This is a genomic window from Kitasatospora sp. NPDC051853, from assembly GCF_044452665.1.
Lineage (GTDB): Bacteria > Actinomycetota > Actinomycetes > Streptomycetales > Streptomycetaceae > Kitasatospora.
In genome coordinates this window covers 13,297-35,178 of the sequence record NZ_JBITBY010000004.1, presented here as the reverse complement: position 1 = coordinate 35,178, position 21,882 = coordinate 13,297, and the positions used below count along the sequence as shown (strand labels likewise).

Genomic DNA, 21,882 nt, shown 5'->3' with positions numbered 1-21,882 from the left:
GCCCTAGTCCCGGACGCTCCAGCCCTGCTGACGGAGCGCCACGGTGAGGCGCTTGGCCTCCGCCGGGGCCACCGAGAGCTGGACGAAGCCGACCTGCTGGCCGGAGGAGTGCTCGATCGCGACGTCCTCGATGTTGACCCCGAGCACGCCGACCTCGCCGAACAGCCGGCCGAGCTCGCCCGGCTGGTCGCCCAGGACCACCGCGACGGTCTCGTAGCGGGTGGGCGGGGCACCGTGCTTGCCGGGGATGCGGGCCTGACCGGAATTGCCACGCCGCATCACGGCCTCGATCCCGGCCGCCCCGGCCTGCCGCTCGCCCTCGTCCACGGCCTGCATCGCCCGCAGCGCGGTCACGGTCTCACCGAGGTCCACCGCCAGCTCCTCCAGGATGTCGGCGACCACCCCCGCGTTGGCCGACAGGATGTCCACCCACATCGCCGGATTGGAGGCGGCGATCCGGGTGACGTCCCGGACCCCCTGGCCGGAGAGCCTTATGGCCGTCTCGTCGGCGTGCTCCAACCGGGCCGCCACCAGCGAGGAGAACAACTGCGGCGCGTGCGAGACCAAGGCCACCGCCCGGTCGTGCGCGGCGGCGTCCATCACGATCGGCATCGCCCCGCAGAGCGCGACCAGCTCCAGCGCCGCGTTCAGCGTCTCGGTGTCGGTGTCGGCGGTCGGCGTGAGCACCCACGGCCGCCCCTCGAACAGGTCCGCCCGCGCCGCCAACGGGCCCGACCGCTCCCGCCCCGCCATCGGGTGGCCGCCGATGTAGTGCTTGGTGTCACAGCCGAGCGCCGTCACCTCCGCCCGCGGCCCGCTCTTCACGCTCGCCACATCGGTGTACCACCGCGCCAGCCCGCGCTGCTGACAGTCCGCCAGCGCCTTGCCCACCAGAGCGGGCGGCACCGCGATCACCGCCAGGTCCACCGGCCCGTCCGGCACCTCGGTGGTGCCCGCACCGAGCGAGGCGGCCGTCCGCGCCGCATCCGGATCGGCGTCCTCCAGATAGACGTGCAGCCCACGGCCGGTGAGGGCCAGGGCGGCGGAGGTGCCGATCAGTCCGGTGCCGACAACGGCGACAGTGCGCATGGCTCGTACGTCTCCCAACAGCGCGTTCCAGTTCCGCCCATCCTCTCGCACTCCCCCACCCCCTCGCCGCCACGGCCCACCCACCGGACCGGCGGCGCGAGACATCGGGGACACGCAAGTGGCTACACCTCTGGGGGCGCGAGGAACTGCGCGAGTTCGGAAGGCGGACCAGCGCTGGATCGGGGCAGGCGAGCCAGTTGCACGTGCTGCCGTTCCCCCGCGCGCAGTTCCCCGCGCCCCCGGCCTCACCACGTACGTCCTCGCCCCCAGAACCGCCCGTCCCTCCCCCACGTCCCACGACACACGGCGCCCGTCGGCCGCAAACCCGCTGACACCCCGTCAAGGGCGCGGCAGACTGGCCCAGCCCGTGGCCATAGGACGAGAGGGGCAGGCGTGGAGTCGGTACTGGACGAGGTGGTGGTGTACGCCGCCGGGGCGCTCTGCCGCCGCCGGGCGAGCGGTGAGGTGCCACCGGACGGAGTGGTGCGGCTGACCGGGCTGCCGGCGGGGCTGGACCCGTCCTCCCTCCGGGGCCGGGTGACCGCCGGAGGCTGGCGCGTCACGGAGGCCCGGGTGGAGTACGCCACCGAACTGCGCGCCCCCGAGCAGACCTCCGAGCTGCTCCGAGCCCTCCTGCGCGCCCGCGAGGAGGCCGACGCCGTGCGCTCCCGGATCGACCGCCACGAGGCCCGGATCGCCGAACTGACCGCCCTGCGGCCCGTCGCCCCGCCCCGCCGCCGCGACGACCCGCCACACCGCCGCACCCCCGCCGAGTCCTGGCTGGCCCTGGCCGACTTCACCGAGGAGCGCCTCACCGCGCTGCACGAGGCCGTCGCCCGCCTCCGCGAGGAGCACGCCCTCGCCGAACACGCCGTCACCGACGCCGACCAGCGCCTCCGACGGGCCGACAGCGCCGCCTCCACCGGCCCGGTCACCCCCACCGCGACCGCCCTCCTCACCCTCACCCCGACCGCCCCCGACCAGCCCGCGGGCCCCGTCGGGCTCACCCTCGAGTACGGCATCCCCGGCGCCCGCTGGGTGCCCTCCTACCGGCTGAGCCACCGTCAGGGCGAGTCCACCGGCCGCCTGGTGCTGCGCGCCTCGGTGGTGCAGCGCACCGGCGAGGACTGGACCGGTGTCCGCCTCGGCCTCTCCACCGCCGACCTGCAGCGCCGTACCGACCTGCCCCGCCTGCGTTCCCTGCGGATCGGCCGCCGCCAGAGCGCCCCGCCGCCCTCGGGCTGGCGCGACGTCCCGCCCGGCCTGTCCGACCTCTTCACGGCGTACGAGAGCGCCGGCCCGCGCCCGTCCACGGCCCGTACCCTCTCCTCCCCGGTGGCGGTCGCGGCGAGCACCCCGCGCCGCGCCGCCCGGGGCGGCACCCGGGCGCCCGCCGCCGAGGAGAGCACCGGCTTCCTGACCGCCGGCGGCGCCCCGCCGGCCCCGCTGCCCTCGGCCCCCTCCGGCCCGGCCCGCTCCGTCGCCCGCCCCACGTACGGCGGCTCGCCGCCACCCGCCCCCGCCGCACCGGCCGCGCCCGCCGCCTTCGCGGCCCCGCCCCCGCCCGGCGCGCCCGCCCCGCAGGCCGCACCTCCGCCCCCGCCCGAGCCGGAGGGCGCGCCGCACCCGGACGCCCGCTGGCTCGACTACCGCGCCCTCACCCTCCAGGGCCCGGGCGGCCGCCACCGCGGCCAACTGGTCCCCGCCCCGCCCGCCGCGCCCGCCTCCGCCCCGGCGGTCACCACCACGCTGCCCCGCTACGGCGTGCCGCCCCGGATCTCGGCCGGTTCCTTCGACCAGCGGTACGACACCGCCGCGCCCGTCGACGTCCCCTCGGACGGCACCTGGCACACCGTCACCGTCGGGGAGGTCCCGGTCGGCCTGGCCACCGAGCACGTCTGCGTGCCCTCGGTGGAGCAGACGGTCTACGCGACCCTGCTGCTGGCCAACGCCACCGACCACGCCCTGCTGGCCGGCCCGGTGGAGGTCACCGTGGACGGCGACTTCCTGCTCACCGCCGCCCTGCCCACCCTCGCCCCGGGCGCCACCCGGCGGCTGGGGCTGGGCGTGGCCGAGGGCGTCCGGGTGGCCCGCCGCACCGAGCTGCGGGAGTCCACCACCGGTGCCCTGTCCAAGACCACCGTGCTGGACCACCGGGTCCACGTCGAACTGGTCAACCGCCTCGCCCACCCCGTCACCGTCGAGGTCCGCGAACGGGTGCCCGTCGCCGGCGAACCCGACATCAAGGTGCAGGAACGGCCCGGCTGGACGGCCCCTGACGGACCGTCGGAGGAGTACCCGCCGAGCACCCGGCTGCGCCGGGTCGAGCTGCCCGCGCACGGCCGCGCGGAGCTGGACGGCGGCTACGAGATCCGCATCCCGGCCGGAAAGACCCTGCTCGGCGGAGACCGGAGGAACTGACCCGATGACGACCACCACCATCCCCCTGCCCGTCACCGCCGTCACCTGCCTGGAGGACCGCGCCCAGGTCGAGCGCACCACCGCCCTCGACCTGCCGCCGGGCGTCCACCGGCTGCGCCTCGGCCCGGTCAGCGCCCTCGCGGTGGACCGCACGCTGCGCGCCGAACTCACCGCCGGCACCGTGCTGGACGCCCGGATCACCCGCGCCTGGACCAAGCCCGCCCCGCTCCCGCCCGGCGAGCGGGACTCCGCGCTCCGCCACCGCGAGGACGAGCTCCAGCGCCGGGAGAGCACCCTGGAGGCCGAACTCGAACGCCTCGCCGCCCGCACCGCCCTGCTCGACTCGCTCGCCGCCGACCTGCTCCGGGAGGTCGCCGAGGGCGCCGGCCTGGGCGAGAGCGAACCGGTCCGCTGGGCCCGCGAGCTCGACCGGGTGGACGCCGAACGGGACCACTGCGCCGAGCGCACCGTGAACGCCCGGATCCGCCTGGACGCCACCCGTCTGGAGCTGGCCGAGGCCCGGCAGGCCCTGGACCTCACCGAGCAGCCCGAGCCCGAGCTGCTCGCCCACCTCGAACTGACCGTGGAGACCCCGGGCGGCCCCTCCGAGCTGACGGTCGGCCACCTGACGCCCTGTGCGCTCTGGCGCCCCGCCTACCGGGCCGCCCTCGGCGAGGACGGCAGCCTCACCCTGGAGACCGAGGCCGTGGTCTGGCAGCGGACCGGCGAGGACTGGCCGGAGGTCCGGCTCACCCTCTCCACCGCCCGCTCCGCCCTGGCCGGGGACCCGCCGTGGCTCACCGAGGACCACCTCGCCCTGCGGGACCGCACCACCGAGGAGCGCCGCACCGTCGAGGTGGAGCTGCGCGAGGAGGAGATCGGCTCCACCGGCCCGGCCGCCGACGGCCTCCCCGGCGTGGACGACGGCGGCGAGGTCCGGGTGCTCCGCGCCCCCGCACCCGCCCGGATCCCCTCGGACGGACGCCCCCACCGGGTCCCGCTCACCGTCCTCACCGCCCCCGCCCGCACCGAGTACGCCTGTGCCCCCGAGCTCTCCCCCCTCGTCACCCGGGTGGCCCGGTTCACCAACTCCTCCGGCCACGCCCTGCTCGCCGGGCCGGTCGACCTGGTGGTCGGCGGCGGCTTCACCGGGCGCGGCGAACTGGAGTTCACCGCCCCCGGCGCCCCCGCCGAACTCTCCTTCGGCAGCTCCGACGACTACCGCGTCCTGCGCGAGACCGAGGAGAAGCGCGCCACCACCGGCCTGACCGGCCGCACCGTCCTCACCCGCACCGTCCGGCTCCACCTCACCCGCTTCTCCGCCCCCGACGACCACGGCACCCGGACCGTCACCCTCCGGGAGCGCGTCCCGGTCGCCGAGGTCTCCGCCGTGGAGGTCAAGCTGCGCAAGGAGCACTGCGCCCCCGCCCCCGACGAGGTCGACGCCGAGGGCATCGTCCGCTGGGACCTCCCCCTGGAGCCCGGCGCCCGACGGACCGTCACCCTGGTCTACGAGCTCTCCGCCTCCGCCAAGGTCGCCGGCCTCTGACCTCGGGTGTGCCCCGTCCGACCGGGCGGGGCACACCCACTCAACTCCGGTGAAATGCCGTCAACTCCGGTAGAACTAGAGGCATGATCTACCATCTCGCACCCCTGGACGACTGGCTGCGCGAACCCGGGCGGCCCTACACCGCCGCCTCCCTGCTCACCGACGGCTTCATCCACTGCTCGGCGGACGAGCCCACCGCCCTCGCCGTGGCCAACGCCTTCTTCCAGGACGCGCGGGACCCCCTGATGGCCCTCCTCATCGAGGAACGCCTGGTCGAACCCATGGTCAAGTGGGAAGCCCCCAACGGAGCCCCGCCCCCCGGCGCCACCCCCGGCACCCTCTTCCCCCACATCTACGGCCGCCTCAACCGCACCGCCGTCATCGGCCTCGAAAAACTCGAACGCAACGAGAACGGCGTCTGGGCAGCCTTGACCCCGTGGAGCTAGCGACGGCGCCCGGCAGGGCAGCGCCCCAGGGGCGCGGGGAACTGCGCGAGTGCGGAAGGCAGCCCACCTGCAACTGAGGCTCCGTCAGCCAGTTGCACGTGCTGCCGTACCCCAGCGCGCAGTTCCCCGCGCCCCTGCGGGGCGCAACCCGACGCGCCCCTAGAGCCACCCGCGTTCGCGGGCCGCCATCCCCGCCTGGAACCGCGTCGTCGCCCCGAGCTGCCGCATCAGCGTCTGCAACCGCCGCTGCGTCGTCCGCGCGCTCCACCCCAACGACCGCGCGATCGACTCGTCCGTGAGCCCCGCCGCCAGCAGCCCCAGCAGCTTGCGCTGGTCCTCCTCCGGCCCCAGCCCGTCGTCGCCGTCGCCGATCGCCGCCTGCAGCGGCACCGCCCGCTCCCACTCCGCCTCGAACAGCGCGTCCAGCGCCTGCAGCAGCGCCGACGGATGGATCACGTACGCGGCGTCGAGCACCGCGTCCCCGACGCTGATCGGGATGATCGCCATCCGGTCGTCGGCCATCATCAGCTTCATCGGGAGCACCGGCCGGACCCGGGCCTCCTCGCCGTCCGCGACGCCGACCAGGATCTCCTTCTCCAGCCGCCCGGGCCAGGCGACCGCCTCCTTGTCGAAGACGGTCCGGAACCGCACGCCGGCCTTCAGGCGCTGCCGCTGCCGCGGCAGGTTGGCCATCGGGTCCTGGATGTACGGCGGGCAGTCGAAGCCGCGGACCTGGTACTGGGCCGTCTCGACCAGGTGCTCCAGCCGCTGGGCGATCGCCTCACCACCCGTCAGGACCTCGACCGAGTGCGCCGGGTCGGTGAACCGGGAGGCCTCCCGGAAGGCGTCCATCAGGCGGTGCATCTCGGCCCGGGCGGAGCGCAGCTGGGCCTCGCGGTGGCCGATCAGGGTGCCGATGGCGACGTCGGGGGCGACCGCCATGAAGCGGTCCCGGTCGACCGGGGCGCGGGTGACCATGCCCTGGTCGGCCAGCCGGTCGAGGGCCGCGTGGCACTGGTCGAGGGGCAGCCCGCACTGGGCGGCGATCTCCTCGGCCGTCGACTGCGGCGCGACGACCAGGGCCGCGTAGACCTGCCCGTCCGGTCTCCCCAGTCCCAGCACCCCGAATGCGTCCAGCACCTTGCTCCCTCTTTCCCCCACCGGCACCCGTCCGCCACCGCCCCTGGTGGCGCGAGTCCGCCATTCGGCGCGCCGCTGTCCGCTGGCCATCCTCCGCCAGGAGCGCTGGGCCTGACAAGCCGTATGCGGTCAGACTCACACCGTGCCCGCCGAACGACGGAGGGCCTCCCCGCCGTTCGGCGGGGAGGCCCTCTGAACTGCCGGTCCTAGCGGACGACCATCACAGGCCGACCTCGGCCATCAGCTGGCCGACCTCGGGGTTGGTCAGGCGGCGCAGCCAGCCGGACTTCTGGTCGCCGAGCGAGATCGGCCCGAAGTGGGTGCGCACCAGCTTGTCCACCGGGAAGCCGGCCTCGGCCATCAGGCGGCGCACGATGTGCTTGCGGCCCTCGTGCAGGGTCACCTCGACCATGTAGTTCTTGCCGAGGTTGGAGACCACCTTGAAGTCGTCGACCCGGGCCCAGCCGTCCTCCAGCTCGACGCCGCGCTTGAGCTGCTGGCCCAGGTCGCGCGGGATCGGGCCCTGGATGGCGGCCAGGTAGGTCTTGGTGACGCCGTACTTGGGGTGGGTCAGACGGTGGGCCAGCTCGCCGTGGTTGGTGAGCAGGATGATGCCCTCGGTCTCGGTGTCCAGGCGGCCGACGTGGAACAGCCGGGTCTCCCGGTTGTTCACGTAGTCGCCCAGGCACTGCCGGCCCTCGGGGTCCTCCATGGTGGAGACCACGCCGACCGGCTTGTTCAGCGCGAAGAACAGGTAGGACTGGGTGGCGACGGTCAGGCCGTCCACCTTGATCTCGTCCGTCATCGGGTCGACGCGCTTGCCCTGCTCGGTGACCCGCTTGCCGTTCACCTCGACCCGGCCCTGCTCGATCAGCTCCTCGCAGGCCCGGCGGCTGCCCATGCCGGCCCGCGCCAGCACCTTCTGCAGGCGCTCGCCCTCGGCGCCGACGGTCACGCCCTGCTCGTGCCGGGCCAGCACCGCGTCCTCGATCTTGGCCTGCAGCTCCCGGGAGCGCTGCGGCTGGCGCCGCGGGTCGCCCGGGGCCGGCTGGCCCTCGCGGCGCGGCCGCGGGGCCGGGCCCGGACGGCGGGCCTCGTACTTGCCGCGCCCGGGGGTGGCGTTCGGGCCGCCACCGTACTCGGGACGGTCGTACCGGCGCTCCTCCGGACGCAGCGGACGGCGCTCGTCGCGCTGCCCGCTCCGCTCGTCCCGGCGGCCGCCGCGGTCGTCGCGACGGTCGTCCCGCCGGTCCCCGCCGTACGACGAGCCGCCACCGCGGCCGCCACCGTAGGAGCCGCCGCCCGACCCGCCGCGCGAACCGCCGCCGTAGGAGCCGCCGCCCGACCCGCCACCGTACGAGCCGCCGCCACCGCGGCCGCCACCGTACGACGAGCCGCCGCCCGACCCTCCGCTGCGGCCACCGCCGCCGTACGAGGAACCGCCGCTCCGGCCCCCGCCCTGTCCGCCCCGGCCGCCCTGGCTCCCGCCACCGCCGCCGCTGTTCCTGCCGTTGCCACTGCTACGCATCAAAATGTCCGTACGTCGTATCCGTCTGGAAGTGCTCGTCGTGCCCGGCCGACCTCACTGCACTTCCCCGCCGTCCGCGCGTGCGGCGGCGACCGCCTCCGCGATCATCGTGCCTTCGAGGGACTCCGCTTCCACGTCGTCGACCTCGGGCAGGAAGGGCGCGAGCTCCGGGAGTTCCTCCAGGCCGCGCAGCCCCATCCGTTCCAGGAAGTAGTTCGTCGTCCGATACAGGATCGCACCTGTTTCGGGCTCGGATCCGGTCTCTTCCACCAGTCCTCGCTGTACCAGGGTACGCATCACGCCGTCACAGTTCACACCACGGACCGCCGAGACCCGGCCGCGCGACACCGGCTGCCGGTACGCGACCACCGCCAGGGTCTCCAGCGCGGCCTGGGTGAGCCGGGCCTGCTGGCCGTCCAGGACGTACCGGTCGACCGCCGGGGAGCACTCGGCGCGGGTGTAGAAGCGCCAGCCCCCGGCGACGAACCGCAGGTCGAAGCCGCGGCCCTGGGCGGTGTACTCGGCGGCCAGCTCCCGCAGGACGGCGGCCACCTCGGCCCGGGGGCGGAGCAGCACCGAGGCCAGGTGCTGCTCGGTGGCCGGTTCGTCGACCAGCAGCAGCACCGCCTCCAGCTCGGCCCGCAGCCCGGGGCCCCGCTCGGGCCCGGCCTCCGCCACGACGGCCACGGCGGCCGCAGCGACCTCGGCCGTCTCGGCCGCCTCGGCGACCTCGCCGGCCTCCGGAACCCCCGCGGGAGCGGCCGGGGCGGGCCCGGGCACCGCGGCGGGGGCCTCAGGGGCCTCGTCCGGGGGCTCCACCCACGCGTAGGCGGACGGCTGCCACTCCTCGGCCCGGATCCGCCCCGGCACGCCCAGCGAGCGCCTGGCGGGCCGCTCCGGCCTCTCGGTCCCGTCCCGCTCGCTCACGGCCGTTCCTTCCCGTCCGGCTCCGGCGGCCGGTCGAACTCGTCGGTGACCTCGATCGCCTGCCCCGCCCCGGCCACCCAACGGACCGTCAGCTCGCCCAGCGCCTCGGGCTGGTCGAAGTCCACCGCCTTCTCGCGGTAGAGCTCCAGCAGGGCCAGGAAGCGGGCGACCACCACCAGGGTGTCGCCGTCGGCGTCGGCCACCAGCTGCCCGAACCGGGCCTCGCCGAGGGTGGCGAGCAGCTCCACCACCAGGGCGGCCTGCTCGCGGACGCTGACCGGCGGGGTGTGGATGTGGTCCACGTAGACCACCGGCTTCGGTTTGGGGGTCATCGCCCCGGCCGCCAGCCGCGCGAAGCCCTCGGGGCCGATGGTGATGACCACCTCGGGCAGCAGGGCGGCGTGCCGGGGCTCCAGGCCGACCGTGCGCGGGCGGCTGTGCAGTTCGGCGGCCCAGCGGTCGGCCAGCACGCCGGCCGCCCGCTTGTAGGCCCGGTACTGGAGCAGCCGGGCGAAGAGCAGGTCCCTGGCCTCCAGCAGGGCCAGGTCCTCCTCGTCCTCCACCTCGGCGGCCGGCAGCAGCCGGGCCGCCTTGAGGTCGAGCAGGGTGGCGGCCACCACCAGGAACTCGGTGGCCGCGTCCAGGTCCCAGTCCGGGCCCATGGCCCGGATGTGCGCCACGAACTCGTCGGTGACCTTGGAGAGCGCCAGCTCGGTGATGTCGAGCCTGTGCTTGGCGACCAGCCCGAGGAGGAGGTCGAACGGTCCCTCGAAGTTGTCCAGCCGCACCTGGAAGCCCGCGCGCGGTCCGGCGGCTTCGGGTCCTGCGGGTGCTGGCATGGGCGGGTCCGTACGTGCGGTGCGGGTGGAGCGGGTCGGGCCGGTACCCGGAAACCTAGCGGCCGCGCAGGCGCCGGACCAGGATGCTCGCCTCGCCGCGCTGCTCCAGGTCGGCCAGGACGACCGAGATGGCCTCCCGGACCACCCGGCCGCGGTCCACGGCCAGGCCGTGCTCGCCGCGGAGCACCAGGCGGGCGTGCTCCAGGTCCATCAGCTCCTCGGCGGAGACGTAGACGGTGATCTTCTCGTCGTGCCGCTCCCGCCCGGTCGGGCGGCGGGTGCCGCGGCCCCGGGCGCGGGACGACCGCCGGGCGGCCTCCGCGGCGGTCTCCCCCTCGGCGTGCTGACGCGGTGTCACCGCGCCCTCGGCCGGGGCCTGCTGGGGCTCCTGACGGGCCTGCGGGACCTCCGCCGCGCCGCCCTCCTCGGTGGCGGGCCGGGCGGTCTCCGTGCGGGGTGCCTCGGGCCGGTTGAGGGAGGGCGACAGGGCCATCCCTCCGGTGGTCCGGAACAGCTCGTCGGCACCCGGGAGACTCACTCGGCGGGGCGGCACCGGTCGAGCACCTCCCTGGCGAGCTGGCGGTAGGCGGCGGCACCGACCGAGTTGGTCGCGTAGGTGGTGATCGGCTCGCCGGCCACGGTGGTCTCGGGGAACCTGACGGTCCGTCCGATCACGGTGTGGAACACGTGGTCGCCGAAGGCCTCGACCACCCGGGCCAGCACCTCGCGGCTGTGCACCGTGCGGGAGTCGTACATGGTGGCCAGGATGCCGTCGAGCCGCAGGTCGGGGTTGAGCCGCTCGCAGACCTTCTCGATGGTCTCGGTGAGCAGCGCCACACCGCGCAGCGCGAAGAACTCGCACTCCAGCGGGACGATCACGCTGTGCGCGGCGGTCAGCGCGTTCACCGTGAGCAGGCCCAGCGAGGGCTGGCAGTCGATGATGACGTAGTCGTAGTCCGGCAGCAGCGGCTTGAGCGCGCGGGCCAGTGCCGACTCGCGGGCGACCTCGCTGACCAGCTGCACCTCGGCGGCCGACAGGTCGATGTTGGAGGGCAGCAGGTCCATGCCGGGGACGGCGGTCTTCAGCAGCACCTCGTCGGCCGTCAGGCCCCGCTCCATGAGCAGGTTGTAGACGGTGACGTCCAGCTCCATCGGGTTGACGCCGAGGCCGACCGAGAGCGCGCCCTGCGGGTCGAAGTCCACCAGCAGCACCCGGCGGCCGTACTCGGCCAGCGCGGCGCCCAGGTTGATGGTCGACGTGGTCTTGCCGACGCCGCCCTTCTGGTTGCACATGGCGATGATCTGCGCGGGGCCGTGCTCGGCCAGCGGCGCGGGGATCGGGAAGTACGGCAGCGGCCGTCCGGTCGGTCCGACTCGTTCACGGCGCTGGCGGGCTGCATCGGGGGCCAAGGTGGCGGCGTACTCCGGATCGGGTTCGTACTCGGCGTCCGGGTCCTCGTAGGAGCCGTACGCGAAGTCGCCGTAGGCCAGGCCGTGGGTCGGCAGCAGGTCGGCCTCGTCGGCGGTGGGTGCGGTGCTCTGGCGCGCCTCGAAGGTGCGGACGGCGACCGAGTGCTCCGCCAGTCCAGGCTGACCACCCCCGGGAGCAAATGTCGACTCATTCACAAGTCGTCTTACCTCCTTGGGCATCCGGGACTGTTGTCGATTCGTCAGCGTGGCAGCATGCCGACGGTTTGCGACTCTAGGCTGTCCGCGGCGTTCGCAGCAACACAATCCACGGTTGTGGGCCGGATGTGTCGGGCTCCGGACCGCTCACTGTCAAGGCTTGCGCGGCCGTCGGACCCCAACGTTTCTGCGTCGGGTGACGTGGTGCACACAAATTGACACGGTCGCCCGACGGAACGCAAATGTCGACAAAGCGAGTTGACGAACCGTCGGCGAACTCCTGGCGACACCCCCGCCGCGCGGCCGGCCTCCGGTACGCGCGCGCGGGCATGCCGAAGCCCCCGGCCGGAACGGATCCGACCGGGGGCTGACGGGACGTCAGGCGAGGACGCTCTCCAGCGTCACCGACGGCAGGCCGAAGGCCTCGGCCACGGCGGCGTAGGTGATCTGGCCCTCGTGCACGTTCAGGCCCTTGGCGAGCGCCGCGTCACGCTGCAGCGCCTCCTTCCAGCCACGGTTCGCCAGCTCGACCACGTAGGGCAGGGTCGCGTTGGTGAGCGCGTAGGTGGAGGTGTTCGGAACGGCGCCCGGCATGTTGGCCACGCAGTAGAACACCGAGTTGTGGACCTCGAAGGTCGGGTTCGCGTGGGTGGTCGGACGGGAGTCCTCGAAGCAGCCGCCCTGGTCGATCGCGATGTCGACGAGCACGGAGCCCGGCTTCATCCGGGAGACCAGCTCGTTGGTGACCAGCTTCGGGGCCTTGGCGCCCGGGATCAGCACCGCGCCGATGACCAGGTCGGCCTCGAGGACGGCCTTCTCCAGCTCGTAGGCGTTGGAGGCGATGGCCTTGATCTTGTTGCCGAAGATCTTGTCGGCCTCGCGCAGCTTGTTGATGTCGCGGTCCAGCAGGGTCACGTCGTAGCCCATGCCGATCGCGATGGTGGCGGCGTGCCAGCCGGAGACGCCACCGCCGATGACCACGGCCTTGGCCGGGTGGGTGCCGGGGACGCCGCCCGGCAGGGTGCCGCGGCCGCCGGCCGGGCGCATCAGGTGGTACGAGCCGACCTGCGGGGCCAGCCGGCCCGCGACCTCGGACATCGGGGCGAGCAGCGGCAGCGCGCCGTTGGCCAGCTGCACGGTCTCGTACGCGATCGCGGTGGTGCCGGAGGCGACCAGGGCGTCCGTACCGGCCTTGTCGGCCGCCAGGTGCAGGTAGGTGAAGAGGGTCTGGCCCTTGCGGAGGCGGTGGTACTCCTCGGCGATCGGCTCCTTGACCTTCAGGAGCAGGTCGGCGGCGGCCCACACCTCGTCGGCGGTGGGGAGGATGGTGGCGCCGGCGGCCACGTACTCCTCGTTGGAGATCGAGGAGCCGAGACCGGCCTCGTTCTCGATGACGACCTCGTGTCCGTTGCGGACCAGCTCATGCACGCCGGCGGGCGTGATGGCCACGCGGTACTCGTGGTTCTTGACCTCGCGGGGGATGCCGACCTTCACGACTGAACACGTCCCTCTTGCCTGTGGAACCCGGCCGGGGAACACCGGCGGGAGACGCGCACGGCCAAGCCTCCGGAAGACGCCGGGGCACGCTGCGCTGCGCGACTAAGGTCGAGTGTAATGAAGCCCAGGGCATCCGTCAGCCTTCCAAACTGAATAAATCAGCTCGGAGCATTGGCAGATTCGTAGGCTTGCCTGGGCCAGAGCCTGTCAAACAGGGGCGAATGTGACTCTTCGGACATTACTCCGAAGACGGATGGAGGCGCTCGGCTTCGACCAGCGCGCGCAGCCGTTCCAGCGCCGCACCCACCGCCCGCAGGCCCCGTTCGTCGGCCAACCGCCGCAGTACCGCCAGGGCCGCCCGGTACTCCCGCTCGGCCTCCTCGTACCGGCGCTGCGCCAGGTGCGCCTCCGCCACCCGGGCCAGCAGCCGCGCCTCGGCCCGCTGGTCGCCCAGCCCCTGCCGCAGCGCCAGCGCCCGGCCGTACCAGTCGGCGGCGCGCACCGCGTCCCCGAGCGCCCTGCGACTCTCCGCCACGCCCTCCAACGCCCGGGCACAGGCCAGTTCGTCGCCCGCCGTCCGGGCCAGGCCCAGCGCCTGCTGGTACCGCTCGGCGGCGTCCTCCCAGTGGCCCGCCGCCGCCTGGAGGTTCCCCAGGTTGAGCAGCGCGGCCGCCGCCCGGCGCGGCGCACCGCCGCGCTCGGCCACCCGCAGCACCAGCCCGTGCAGCCGGTACAGGTCGGCGGGGGCCGCCTGCCCGGTCAGCGGCAGCGCCCGCAGCAGCGCGGAGACCAGCCGGCCGGCCGAACCGTCCAGGTCCGCCTGCCCGATCGCGTCCGCCACCGCCGCCAGCAGCCGCCCGCGCTCCTGGGCCAGCCAGAGCCGGGCGTGCGCCGCGTCGCGCAGCCGCAGCGCCCCCGGCAGCGGCTCCGGCCCGGGGCCCGCCGCCGGATCCAGCAGCGCCCGGGCCGACTCCACCAGCCGCACCAGCCGCTCCAGCAGCCGGGCCCGGGCCAGCTGCACCTCCGAGGGCCGGTCCAGCTCCTCCCGCATCCGCACCAGCCTCGGCAGGAAGCGGCCCGGCACCCGGTAGCGCGCGGTCCCGTCGGCGGCCGGCGGCTCCTCCTCCAGCAGCTCACGGTCCGTCAACTTCTGCAGCACGGAGGCGGCTTCGGGCGCCGGGCAGCCCAGCAGGGCCGAGGCGGTGCGCACGTCCGCCTGCTGCCGGGGGGCCAGCGTGAGCATCCGCAGCATCCGGGCCTGCGGAGCCGGCAGCGCGCGGTAGGTCAGCAGGAAGGCGGCGTCCAGCGGATCGCTGTCCGGCACCGGCACCGGCTCGCCGACGTCCTCCAGCACCGGCCGCCCGGCCTTCGGGCCCTTCTCCCCCGCCGGCGCCTTCGCCGGGCCGACCCCCTGCGGGCTGCCGGTCGGCTTGGCCGGGGCCCGCCCGCCGTTCCGCTCCTCCTTGCCGCGACGGCGCCCCTCCGCGGTCAGGTCGATCAGCCCGGCCGCAGCAGCCCCGTTCAGCGCCCTGGTCGCCTCCGTCACCGCCGCCTTCGGCACCGCCCGCAGCCAGCCCGCCATCAGCCGCAGCGCGGCCGGCCGCGCCGCACAGGCCTCCACCAGCCCGGCCACCGCCACCGGGTCCGCCGCCACCCGGGTGCCCCCGGCCAGCGCGCTCACCAGCTCGATCGAGGCCCGCAGCCCCAGCCCCCCGAGGATCACCGGGTCGATCCCCTCGATCCCCGTCAACGGCCCCGCCGTGGTCACCACCACCAGCGCCCCCGGCGCCACCGCCAGCAACGGCCACAGCTGACCGGCGTCCCGGACGTCGTCCAGCACCAGCAGCGTCCGCCGCCCCGCCACCGCCTCCCGCAGCGCCCGGCAGGCCGGTCCGTCCCCGGCCTCCGCCTCGGCTCCCTCCGGCAGCGCGGCCGGCGGCTCCACGCCCAGCTGCTCCAACAGCTCCCGCGCCGCCCGCTCGGGCGCCACCCGGCGCCCGTCCGGCGCCGACATCCGCGCGGACGCCACCCCGTCCGGGTACTCCGCGGCCACCGAGGCGGCGAACCTGACGGCCAGTGAACTCCGCCCCGACCCCGGCCGCCCCGCCACCACCAGCACCGGGCAGCGCCCCGCCACCACCCCGCCCCGGCCCGCCTCCAACGCCGCGAGCTCCGCCCGCCGCCCCACGAACAGCCCCGGCCCCGGCGGCAGCCCGCCCAGCTCGACAGCCGGCCGCGCCTCCACCGTCGCCGTCTTCCTCGCCACCCGCGCCACTCCCGACCGTCAGCCGACGGACCCCGGCCGGGCCCTGCGGCGAGCGTAGTTCGACCCCCCGCCCGCACATGCCCGGACACCAGTACTACGAACCACCGAATCACCCACCCGGCGGCAACCCCGCCCGAGGCGGCGATGCCCGGAGCGGCGATGCCGGGGGCGCGGGGAACTGCGCGCAGGGGAACGGCAGCACCTGCAACTGGCTGACAGCGATTCAGTTGCAGGTGAGCCGCCTTCCGAAGCGCGCAGTTCCCCGCGCCCCCGGGGTAGCCACCAACCTGCCGTGCGCCCTCAGGTGGTCAGTTGAACGGCCGCGCCGGCCACGGCGAGTCCGCCGCCCGCAGCGCGTCGATCCCGTCCGTCGTCAGGGCGGTGTGCAGCGCCAGCGTCCCCATCGCCAGCGTCGGGTTGTGCAGCTCCCCCGCCAGCACCAGCCGCAGCAGCTCCGCGAGCGGCACCCGCTCCACCTCGATCTCCAGTTCCTCCCCGTGGGCGGCGTAGCGGTCCCCCTCCGCCGCCGACAGGCCGGTCGCCAGGAAGAGCCGCAGCGCCTCGTCCGTCCCGCCGGGCGAGGTGTAGAAGTCGACCAGGACGCGCCACTCGCCCGCCTTGCAGTGGGCCTCCTCGAAGAGCTCGCGCTGGGCGGCGTGCAGCGGGTTCTCCCCCGGTACGTCCAGCAGTCCGGCCGGGAGCTCCCAGAGCCGCTGCCGCACCGGGTGCCGGTACTGACGCAGGATCAGCACCCGCTGCCGCTCGTCCACGGCGAGCACCGCCACCGACCCCGGGTGGGTCTGGTAGTCCCGCCGGGCGTAGCTGCCGTCGGGCATCAGGACCTCGTCCGTCCGCACCCCGGTGACCCGCCCGCGGAACGGCTCCGTGGTGGACCGCACGGTCCACTCCTCCGCCTCGTCCCGGACCTGCCTGCGCTGAACCTCGGTCATGTCTGCCACTCCCCTTCTCGTCACTCAGACATTAACCCACATGCGAACGGCGGCCGTGCGAAACGCACGACCGCCGTCCGGGAACCGCCCGCGGAATTACTCCGCGGCGGTCTTGATCTTGATGGCCGCCGCCACCAGACCCGCGAAGAGCGGGTGCGGGCGGGTCGGGCGGGACTTCAGCTCCGGGTGCGCCTGGGTGGCGACCAGGTAGGGGTGGACCTCGCGCGGGTACTCGACGTACTCGACCAGGTCACCCTTCGGGGACAGGCCCGAGAACTGCAGGCCGGTCTTCTCCAGGTCGGCGCGGTAGGCGTTGTTGACCTCGTAGCGGTGGCGGTGGCGCTCCTCGACGTACTGCTCGCCGCCGTAGACCTCGCGCACGATCGAGCCCTCGGCCAGCTTGGCCGGGTAGAGGCCCAGGCGCATGGTGCCGCCCAGGTCGCCCTTGCCGTCCACGATCGCCAGCTGCTCGGCCATCGTCGAGACGACCGGGTACTTGGCCGCCGCGTCGAACTCGGTGGAGTTGGCGTCCGGCAGGCCGGCCAGGTTCCGCGCCGCCTCGATCACGACGCACTGCAGGCCCAGGCACAGGCCCAGCAGCGGGATCCCGTTCTCCCGGCCGTAGGTGATGGCCGCGACCTTGCCGTCCACGCCGCGGTCGCCGAAGCCACCGGGGATGCAGATCGCGTCCACGTCGCCGAGCTGCTCCTGCGCGCCCTCGGGGGTCAGGCAGTCGTCACTCGTGACCCACTTGATCTCGACCCGCGCGTTGTTGGCGAAGCCGCCCGCGCGCAGCGCCTCGGTGACCGAGAGGTAGGCGTCGGGGAGGTCGATGTACTTGCCGACCAGCGCCACCTTGACGATGTGCTGGGGCTCGTGGACCCGGCGCAGCAGGTCGTCCCAGGTGGTCCAGTCCACGTCGCGGAACGGCAGGTCCAGGCGGCGCACCACGTAGGCGTCCAGGCCCTCGCCGTGCAGCACCTTGGGGATGTCGTAGATCGACTTGGCGTCGATGGCCGCGACCACGGCCTCCTCGTCCACGTCGCACATCAGCGAGATCTTGCGCTTGATGGCCTGCGGGACCTCGCGGTCGGCGCGCAGCACGATCGCGTCCGGCTGGATGCCGATGTTGCGCAGCGCGGCGACGGAGTGCTGGGTCGGCTTGGTCTTCAGCTCGCCCGAGGGGCCGATGTACGGCAGCAGGGAGACGTGCACGAAGAAGACGTTGTCCCGGCCGACCTCGTGGCGGACCTGGCGGACCGCCTCCAGGAACGGCAGCGACTCGATGTCGCCGACGGTGCCGCCGACCTCGGTGATCACCACGTCGACGTCCTCGGTCGCCATCCGGCGGATCCGGGACTTGATCTCGTTGGTGATGTGCGGGATGACCTGGACGGTGTCGCCCAGGTACTCGCCGCGGCGCTCCTTGGCGATGACCGTCGAGTACACCTGGCCGGTGGTGACGTTCGCCGAGCCGTGCAGGTTGGTGTCGAGGAAACGCTCGTAGTGACCGATGTCGAGGTCGGTCTCGGCGCCGTCGTCGGTGACGAAGACCTCACCGTGCTGGAACGGGTTCATGGTGCCCGGGTCCACGTTGAGGTACGGGTCGAGCTTCTGCATCGTCACGCGCAGGCCGCGTGCCTTGAGCAGGGCACCGAGGCTGGAGGCGGTGAGGCCCTTGCCGAGCGACGAGGCGACACCCCCGGTGACGAAGAGGTGCTTGGTCGTCACGGCGCGGCCGTTCGCTGCCTTGCCGGAATGGGGCTGTGCCAAGAGGGGGCTCCCGTGGGTCGCGTGTCGAGGTGTAACGCCGGTGGAGCGGCCACCGGGGCGCCGGCTCACGACGAGGAGTTCGCACTCGGCCGGAGGCCTCTCGGCTGCTCCGGCGGGGTCGTCGGGGTCGGCGGTTCCGGGGCGTCTGCCCACCAGTCCACGGGATACCAGGGTATCAGCGAGCCGAACCTGACGGCGTCCCGGGCGGTGTGGCCCGTCCGTGTGACGTTCATCCACCGTTCCCTCGACACTGAACGGACTGGCCCGGAAGGATCAACTCCGGGTGGTCCGAGTGGATCATCCGGGCTGACCCGTTCGGACCAGTTTGCGGGCAATCAGTGGGACTGCGTCGGGTTCGCGGCACTTGCGCGTGCCCTGCCCGAGCCGCCCGAAGTATCCTGCACGGACGCATCGCCGACAGCACAGCACGCGGAGGGCGAGGGGGCCGGACGACGCCCTTTCGGTCCCCGATGCGCGACCGGATCCTCCCGTACCAGTTCACCCGTCCCAGGCCAGGGGCCCACCACGGCCCCGCCCCGGTGGCCACCAGCCCCGCCCGCCGAGGACGGCTCCGGTCCCGCAGCGGCCGCGCGCGCCCGTCGCCGGTGCCCGCCGAGCACATCTTGCGAACTGGAGAACCGAACGTGGCCGGCCGTATCGAGGACTACGCACTCATCGGGGACATGCAGACCGCCGCCCTGGTCAGCAGGGACGGGGCCGTGGACTGGCTCTGTCTGCCCCGGTTCGACTCGCCGGCGGTCTTCGCCGGGCTGTTGGGAACGGACGAACACGGCTTCTGGCGGATCGGCCCGGCCGAGCCGGTCGGTGCCGCCTCGACCGCTCCGGACCCCCGTTCGGCCCACTCCGCCCCCGGCGAGGACCGGCAGCCCCCGGCCACGGCCGCCGCACCCGCGGTGCCGGCCGACCGGCGCCGCTACCGGGGCGACTCGCTGGTCCTGGAGCAGGAGTGGGACGCCCCCGGCGGGACCGTCCGGGTGACCGACTTCATGCCGCCGCGCCCGCTCACCGGGCCGGACGCGGTGCCGCAGATGATCCGGATCGTGGAGGGCGTCTCCGGCCGGGTCCGGATGCGCTCGGCCCTGCGGATGCGGTTCAGCTACGGCCGGGTGGTGCCCTGGGTGCACCGGGTCGAGCAGCCCGACGGCGGGCACCGCACGGTGGCGGTGGCCGGGCCGGACTCGGTCTGGCTGGACGGCGAGGCCGAGACCTACGGCGCCCACCTGACCACCTACGCCGACTTCACCGTGACCGAGGGCGAGCGGATCGCCTTCGCCCTCACCTGGCAGGCCAGCCACCTGCCCGCCCCCGAGGCCCCGGACGCCGAGGCGGCGCTCAAGCACACCGCCGAGTTCTGGCGCGACTGGGTCGCCCAGTGCACCTACCAGGGCCCCTACCGGGAGCCGGTGGTCCGCTCGCTGATCACCCTCAAGGCGCTCACCTACGCCCCCACCGGCGGCATCGTGGCCGCCCCCACCACCTCGCTGCCCGAGGACATCGGCGGCGAGCGGAACTGGGACTACCGCTACACCTGGCTGCGGGACGCCGCGATCACCCTCTCCTCGCTGCTGCGCACCGGCTACCGCGAGGAGGCCCGGGCCTGGCGCGAGTGGCTGCTGCGGGCCGTCGCGGGCGACCCGGAGAACCTGCAGATCATGTACGGCATCGCCGGCGAGCGGGAGCTCAAGGAGTTCGAGCTCGACTGGCTGCCCGGCTACGAGGGCTCCCGGCCCGTCCGGGTCGGCAACGGCGCCGCCAACCAGCTCCAGCTGGACGTCTACGGCGAGGTGGTCGAGGCCCTGCACCTGGCCCACATGACCGGCCTGACCCGCAACGACCACGCCCACCTGCTCCAGCTCCGGCTGATCAGCTACCTCGAGGAGCACTGGCGCGAGCCGGACGAGGGCATCTGGGAGGTGCGCGGGCCCCGCCGGCACTTCGTGCACTCCAAGGTGATGGCCTGGGTCGCGGTGGACCGCACCATCAAGCTGATCGAGCAGACCCCGACCGAGGGCCCGCTGGAGCGCTGGAAGGAGCTGCGCGACGAGATCCACCGGGACGTCTGCGAGAAGGGCTACGACCCGGAGCGCAACACCTTCACCCAGTACTACGGCGGCAAGGAGCTGGACGCCTCGCTGCTGCTGATCCCCCAGGTCGGCTTCCTGCCGCCGGACGACAAGCGCGTCATCGGCACCATCGAGGCGATCCAGCGCGAGCTCTCCACCGAGGACGGCTTCGTGCTCCGCTACCCGACCCACGACGACCAGGGCAACAACGTGGACGGCCTGTCCGGCCACGAGGGCGCCTTCCTGGCCTGCTCGTTCTGGCTGGCCGACGACCTGGCGATGATCGGGCGGGTGCAGGAGGCCCGGGAGCTGTTCGACAAGCTGCTCTCGCTCCGCAACGACCTCGGACTGCTGGCCGAGGAGTGGGACTCCCGCACCCAGCGGCAGGTCGGCAACTTCCCGCAGGCCTTCAGCCACGTCCCGCTGATCGACACCGCACTGCGGCTCACCGCCTGCGCCGGCGCCTACCTCTCGGCCCAGCCCGACGGCCGCGAACGCGAGCAGGCCACCCTCTGACGGCATCCGGGCCGCGCCCCCGGCATGACCACGTACGTTCCTAGCGCCCCTAGGTCCGCTGGACGAGTTCGTCGTAGGTGCTGAGCACCTGGGCGACGGTGTCGGACTCCTCGGGCCAGGTGGCCGCCTGCTGGTGGGCCGCCTCCACCAGGGCCGCCCGCCGGGCCGGGTCCGCGAGCAGGCCGCCGACCGCCCCGGCCAGCGCCGCGGGGTCCCCGTACGGCACCAACGCGACCGCCTCGCCGACCAGTTCGGGGATGCCGCCGACCGCCGTGGCGACCACCGGGACACCCGCCCGGACCGCCTCCTGGACGACCAACGAGCGCGCCTCCCAGCGGCTGCTGACCACCACCAGGTCGGCCGCCGCCAGCAGGTCGGGCACGTCGGTGCGGTGCCCGAGCAGCTCGACCGGCAGCTTCTCCGCGGCGATCCGCTCCGCGAGCTGCTCCCGCTCCGGCCCGTCCCCGGCGATCAGCACCAGCGGGTCGGCCTCGCCGAACTCCGGCAGCCGCGCCGCGTCCAGCAGCAGCCCGAAGGACTTCTGCGCCACCAGCCGCCCGATCGCCAGCACCAGCGGCCGGTCGGGGCCGCCGCCGAGCAGCGCGGCGCGGGCCGCCTCGCGGCCGAGCTCGGCGGGCGGCATCGGCGGGGCGGCCACCGGCCCGAGCCGGGCGTCCGTGGCGCCCAACTCGCGGGCCCGGGCGACCAGATCGGACGAAGCGCCGAGCACCAGGTCCGCCGAGCGGGCCACCCGACGCTCCATCAGGCGCTGCAGCCGCCGGTCCAGGCCGGTGGCCAGCATCGCGTGATGGGACGTCACCACCAGCGGCGTCTCCGGCCGCAGGCCGGGGAAGCGGCCGGCGGTGCGCAGCGCCAGGTCGGAGAGCAGACCGGCGCGCAGGCCGTGCGCGTGCACGATGTCGGCGCCGGTGAAGGCGCGGCGCAGCTCGCCGATCGCCGTGGCGTCGCTGCGTGCCCCGGAGGTGGGGGTGATGTCGACGGGGTGGAAGCGCGCGCCGGTGCGGCCGAAGCCGAACAGCGCGTCGGTGCCGCCGGGGGCGCAGACGGTGACCACCACGCCGTGCGCGACCAGGCCCTGGGCCAGCGAGCGCACGTGGGCGCCGATGCCCCCGCTCCCTGCGGAGAGCACCAGCACCACGTGCAGCTGCCCCGTTTCGGTGCCCTTGGTGGCGCGGGTGGCGGAATGGTCCACGTCGTCTCGCTCCGACTC

Annotated in this window: 16 protein-coding genes; 4 read left to right on the top strand and 12 right to left on the bottom strand. The window is 74.3% G+C overall.

From position 1 onward, the window contains the following. Positions 1-3 precede the first annotated feature (3 nt). On the bottom strand, positions 4-1,089 hold the full coding sequence (locus ACIA8O_RS12420) for a prephenate dehydrogenase (RefSeq protein WP_396293639.1): 1,086 nt from the start codon (positions 1,087-1,089) through the stop codon (positions 4-6). A gap of 393 nt (positions 1,090-1,482) precedes the next feature. On the opposite strand from ACIA8O_RS12420, the gene ACIA8O_RS12415 reads away from it, so the two are divergent. The 3 genes from ACIA8O_RS12415 (at position 1,483) to ACIA8O_RS12405 (ending at position 5,505) form a co-directional block, all read left to right on the top strand. Continuing rightward, positions 1,483-3,510 carry a DUF4139 domain-containing protein gene (locus ACIA8O_RS12415; RefSeq protein ID WP_396293638.1) on the top strand — a complete coding sequence of 676 codons (2,028 nt, stop codon included), beginning with the start codon at positions 1,483-1,485 and terminating at the stop codon, positions 3,508-3,510. A 4-nt stretch (positions 3,511-3,514) separates the two neighbouring features. Continuing rightward, on the top strand, positions 3,515-5,059 hold the full coding sequence (locus ACIA8O_RS12410) for a DUF4139 domain-containing protein (protein WP_396293637.1): 1,545 nt from the start codon (positions 3,515-3,517) through the stop codon (positions 5,057-5,059). 83 nt (positions 5,060-5,142) lie between these two features. Further along, positions 5,143-5,505: a DUF952 domain-containing protein gene (locus ACIA8O_RS12405; RefSeq protein WP_345285179.1), complete on the top strand. Its 363-nt coding sequence runs from the start codon at positions 5,143-5,145 to the stop codon at positions 5,503-5,505. A 159-nt stretch (positions 5,506-5,664) separates the two neighbouring features. On the opposite strand, the gene ACIA8O_RS12400 is transcribed toward ACIA8O_RS12405, so the two are convergent. The 10 genes from ACIA8O_RS12400 to ACIA8O_RS12355 all read right to left on the bottom strand — a co-directional run bounded on the left by ACIA8O_RS12400 (position 5,665) and on the right by ACIA8O_RS12355 (position 18,009). Continuing rightward, a complete protein-coding gene (locus ACIA8O_RS12400; protein ID WP_396293636.1) occupies positions 5,665-6,645 on the bottom strand; it encodes a helix-turn-helix domain-containing protein in 981 nt (326 codons plus the stop codon). A gap of 220 nt (positions 6,646-6,865) precedes the next feature. After that, positions 6,866-8,173, bottom strand: coding sequence for a pseudouridine synthase (locus tag ACIA8O_RS12395; protein ID WP_396293635.1), 1,308 nt, complete (start codon positions 8,171-8,173; stop codon positions 6,866-6,868). A 54-nt stretch (positions 8,174-8,227) separates the two neighbouring features. Next, positions 8,228-8,860 (bottom strand): SMC-Scp complex subunit ScpB, encoded by a 633-nt coding sequence (scpB, locus tag ACIA8O_RS12390; protein ID WP_396294247.1) that lies wholly within the window; start codon positions 8,858-8,860, stop codon positions 8,228-8,230. Between the two features lie 236 nt (positions 8,861-9,096). Next, on the bottom strand, positions 9,097-9,939 hold the full coding sequence (locus tag ACIA8O_RS12385) for a segregation and condensation protein A (RefSeq protein ID WP_396293634.1): 843 nt from the start codon (positions 9,937-9,939) through the stop codon (positions 9,097-9,099). Between the two features lie 55 nt (positions 9,940-9,994). Further along, complete coding sequence (locus ACIA8O_RS12380) at positions 9,995-10,432, bottom strand: hypothetical protein (protein ID WP_396293633.1); 438 nt, start codon at positions 10,430-10,432, stop codon at positions 9,995-9,997. A 41-nt stretch (positions 10,433-10,473) separates the two neighbouring features. After that, positions 10,474-11,565, bottom strand: a complete 1,092-nt coding sequence (locus tag ACIA8O_RS12375; protein ID WP_396293632.1) for a ParA family protein — start codon at positions 11,563-11,565, stop codon at positions 10,474-10,476. A gap of 378 nt (positions 11,566-11,943) precedes the next feature. Then, positions 11,944-13,059: an alanine dehydrogenase gene (gene ald / locus ACIA8O_RS12370; protein ID WP_396293631.1), complete on the bottom strand. Its 1,116-nt coding sequence runs from the start codon at positions 13,057-13,059 to the stop codon at positions 11,944-11,946. A gap of 241 nt (positions 13,060-13,300) precedes the next feature. Then, positions 13,301-15,328, bottom strand: a complete 2,028-nt coding sequence (locus ACIA8O_RS12365) for an AAA family ATPase (RefSeq protein WP_396293630.1) — start codon at positions 15,326-15,328, stop codon at positions 13,301-13,303. Positions 15,329-15,636: 308 nt separating this feature from the next. Further along, entirely contained in the window at positions 15,637-16,278 is a 642-nt protein-coding gene (locus tag ACIA8O_RS12360; protein ID WP_396293629.1) for an NUDIX domain-containing protein, read from the bottom strand. A 96-nt stretch (positions 16,279-16,374) separates the two neighbouring features. Continuing rightward, a complete protein-coding gene (locus ACIA8O_RS12355; RefSeq protein ID WP_396293628.1) occupies positions 16,375-18,009 on the bottom strand; it encodes a CTP synthase in 1,635 nt (544 codons plus the stop codon). A 686-nt stretch (positions 18,010-18,695) separates the two neighbouring features. On the opposite strand from ACIA8O_RS12355, the gene ACIA8O_RS12350 reads away from it, so the two are divergent. Beyond that, positions 18,696-20,651, top strand: coding sequence for a glycoside hydrolase family 15 protein (locus tag ACIA8O_RS12350; RefSeq protein WP_396293627.1), 1,956 nt, complete (start codon positions 18,696-18,698; stop codon positions 20,649-20,651). 49 nt (positions 20,652-20,700) lie between these two features. Here the strand turns inward: ACIA8O_RS12350 and ACIA8O_RS12345 are convergent, their stop codons facing one another. Next, positions 20,701-21,864, bottom strand: coding sequence for a glycosyltransferase family 4 protein (locus ACIA8O_RS12345; protein ID WP_396293626.1), 1,164 nt, complete (start codon positions 21,862-21,864; stop codon positions 20,701-20,703). Between the last annotated feature and the right edge of the window lie 18 nt (positions 21,865-21,882).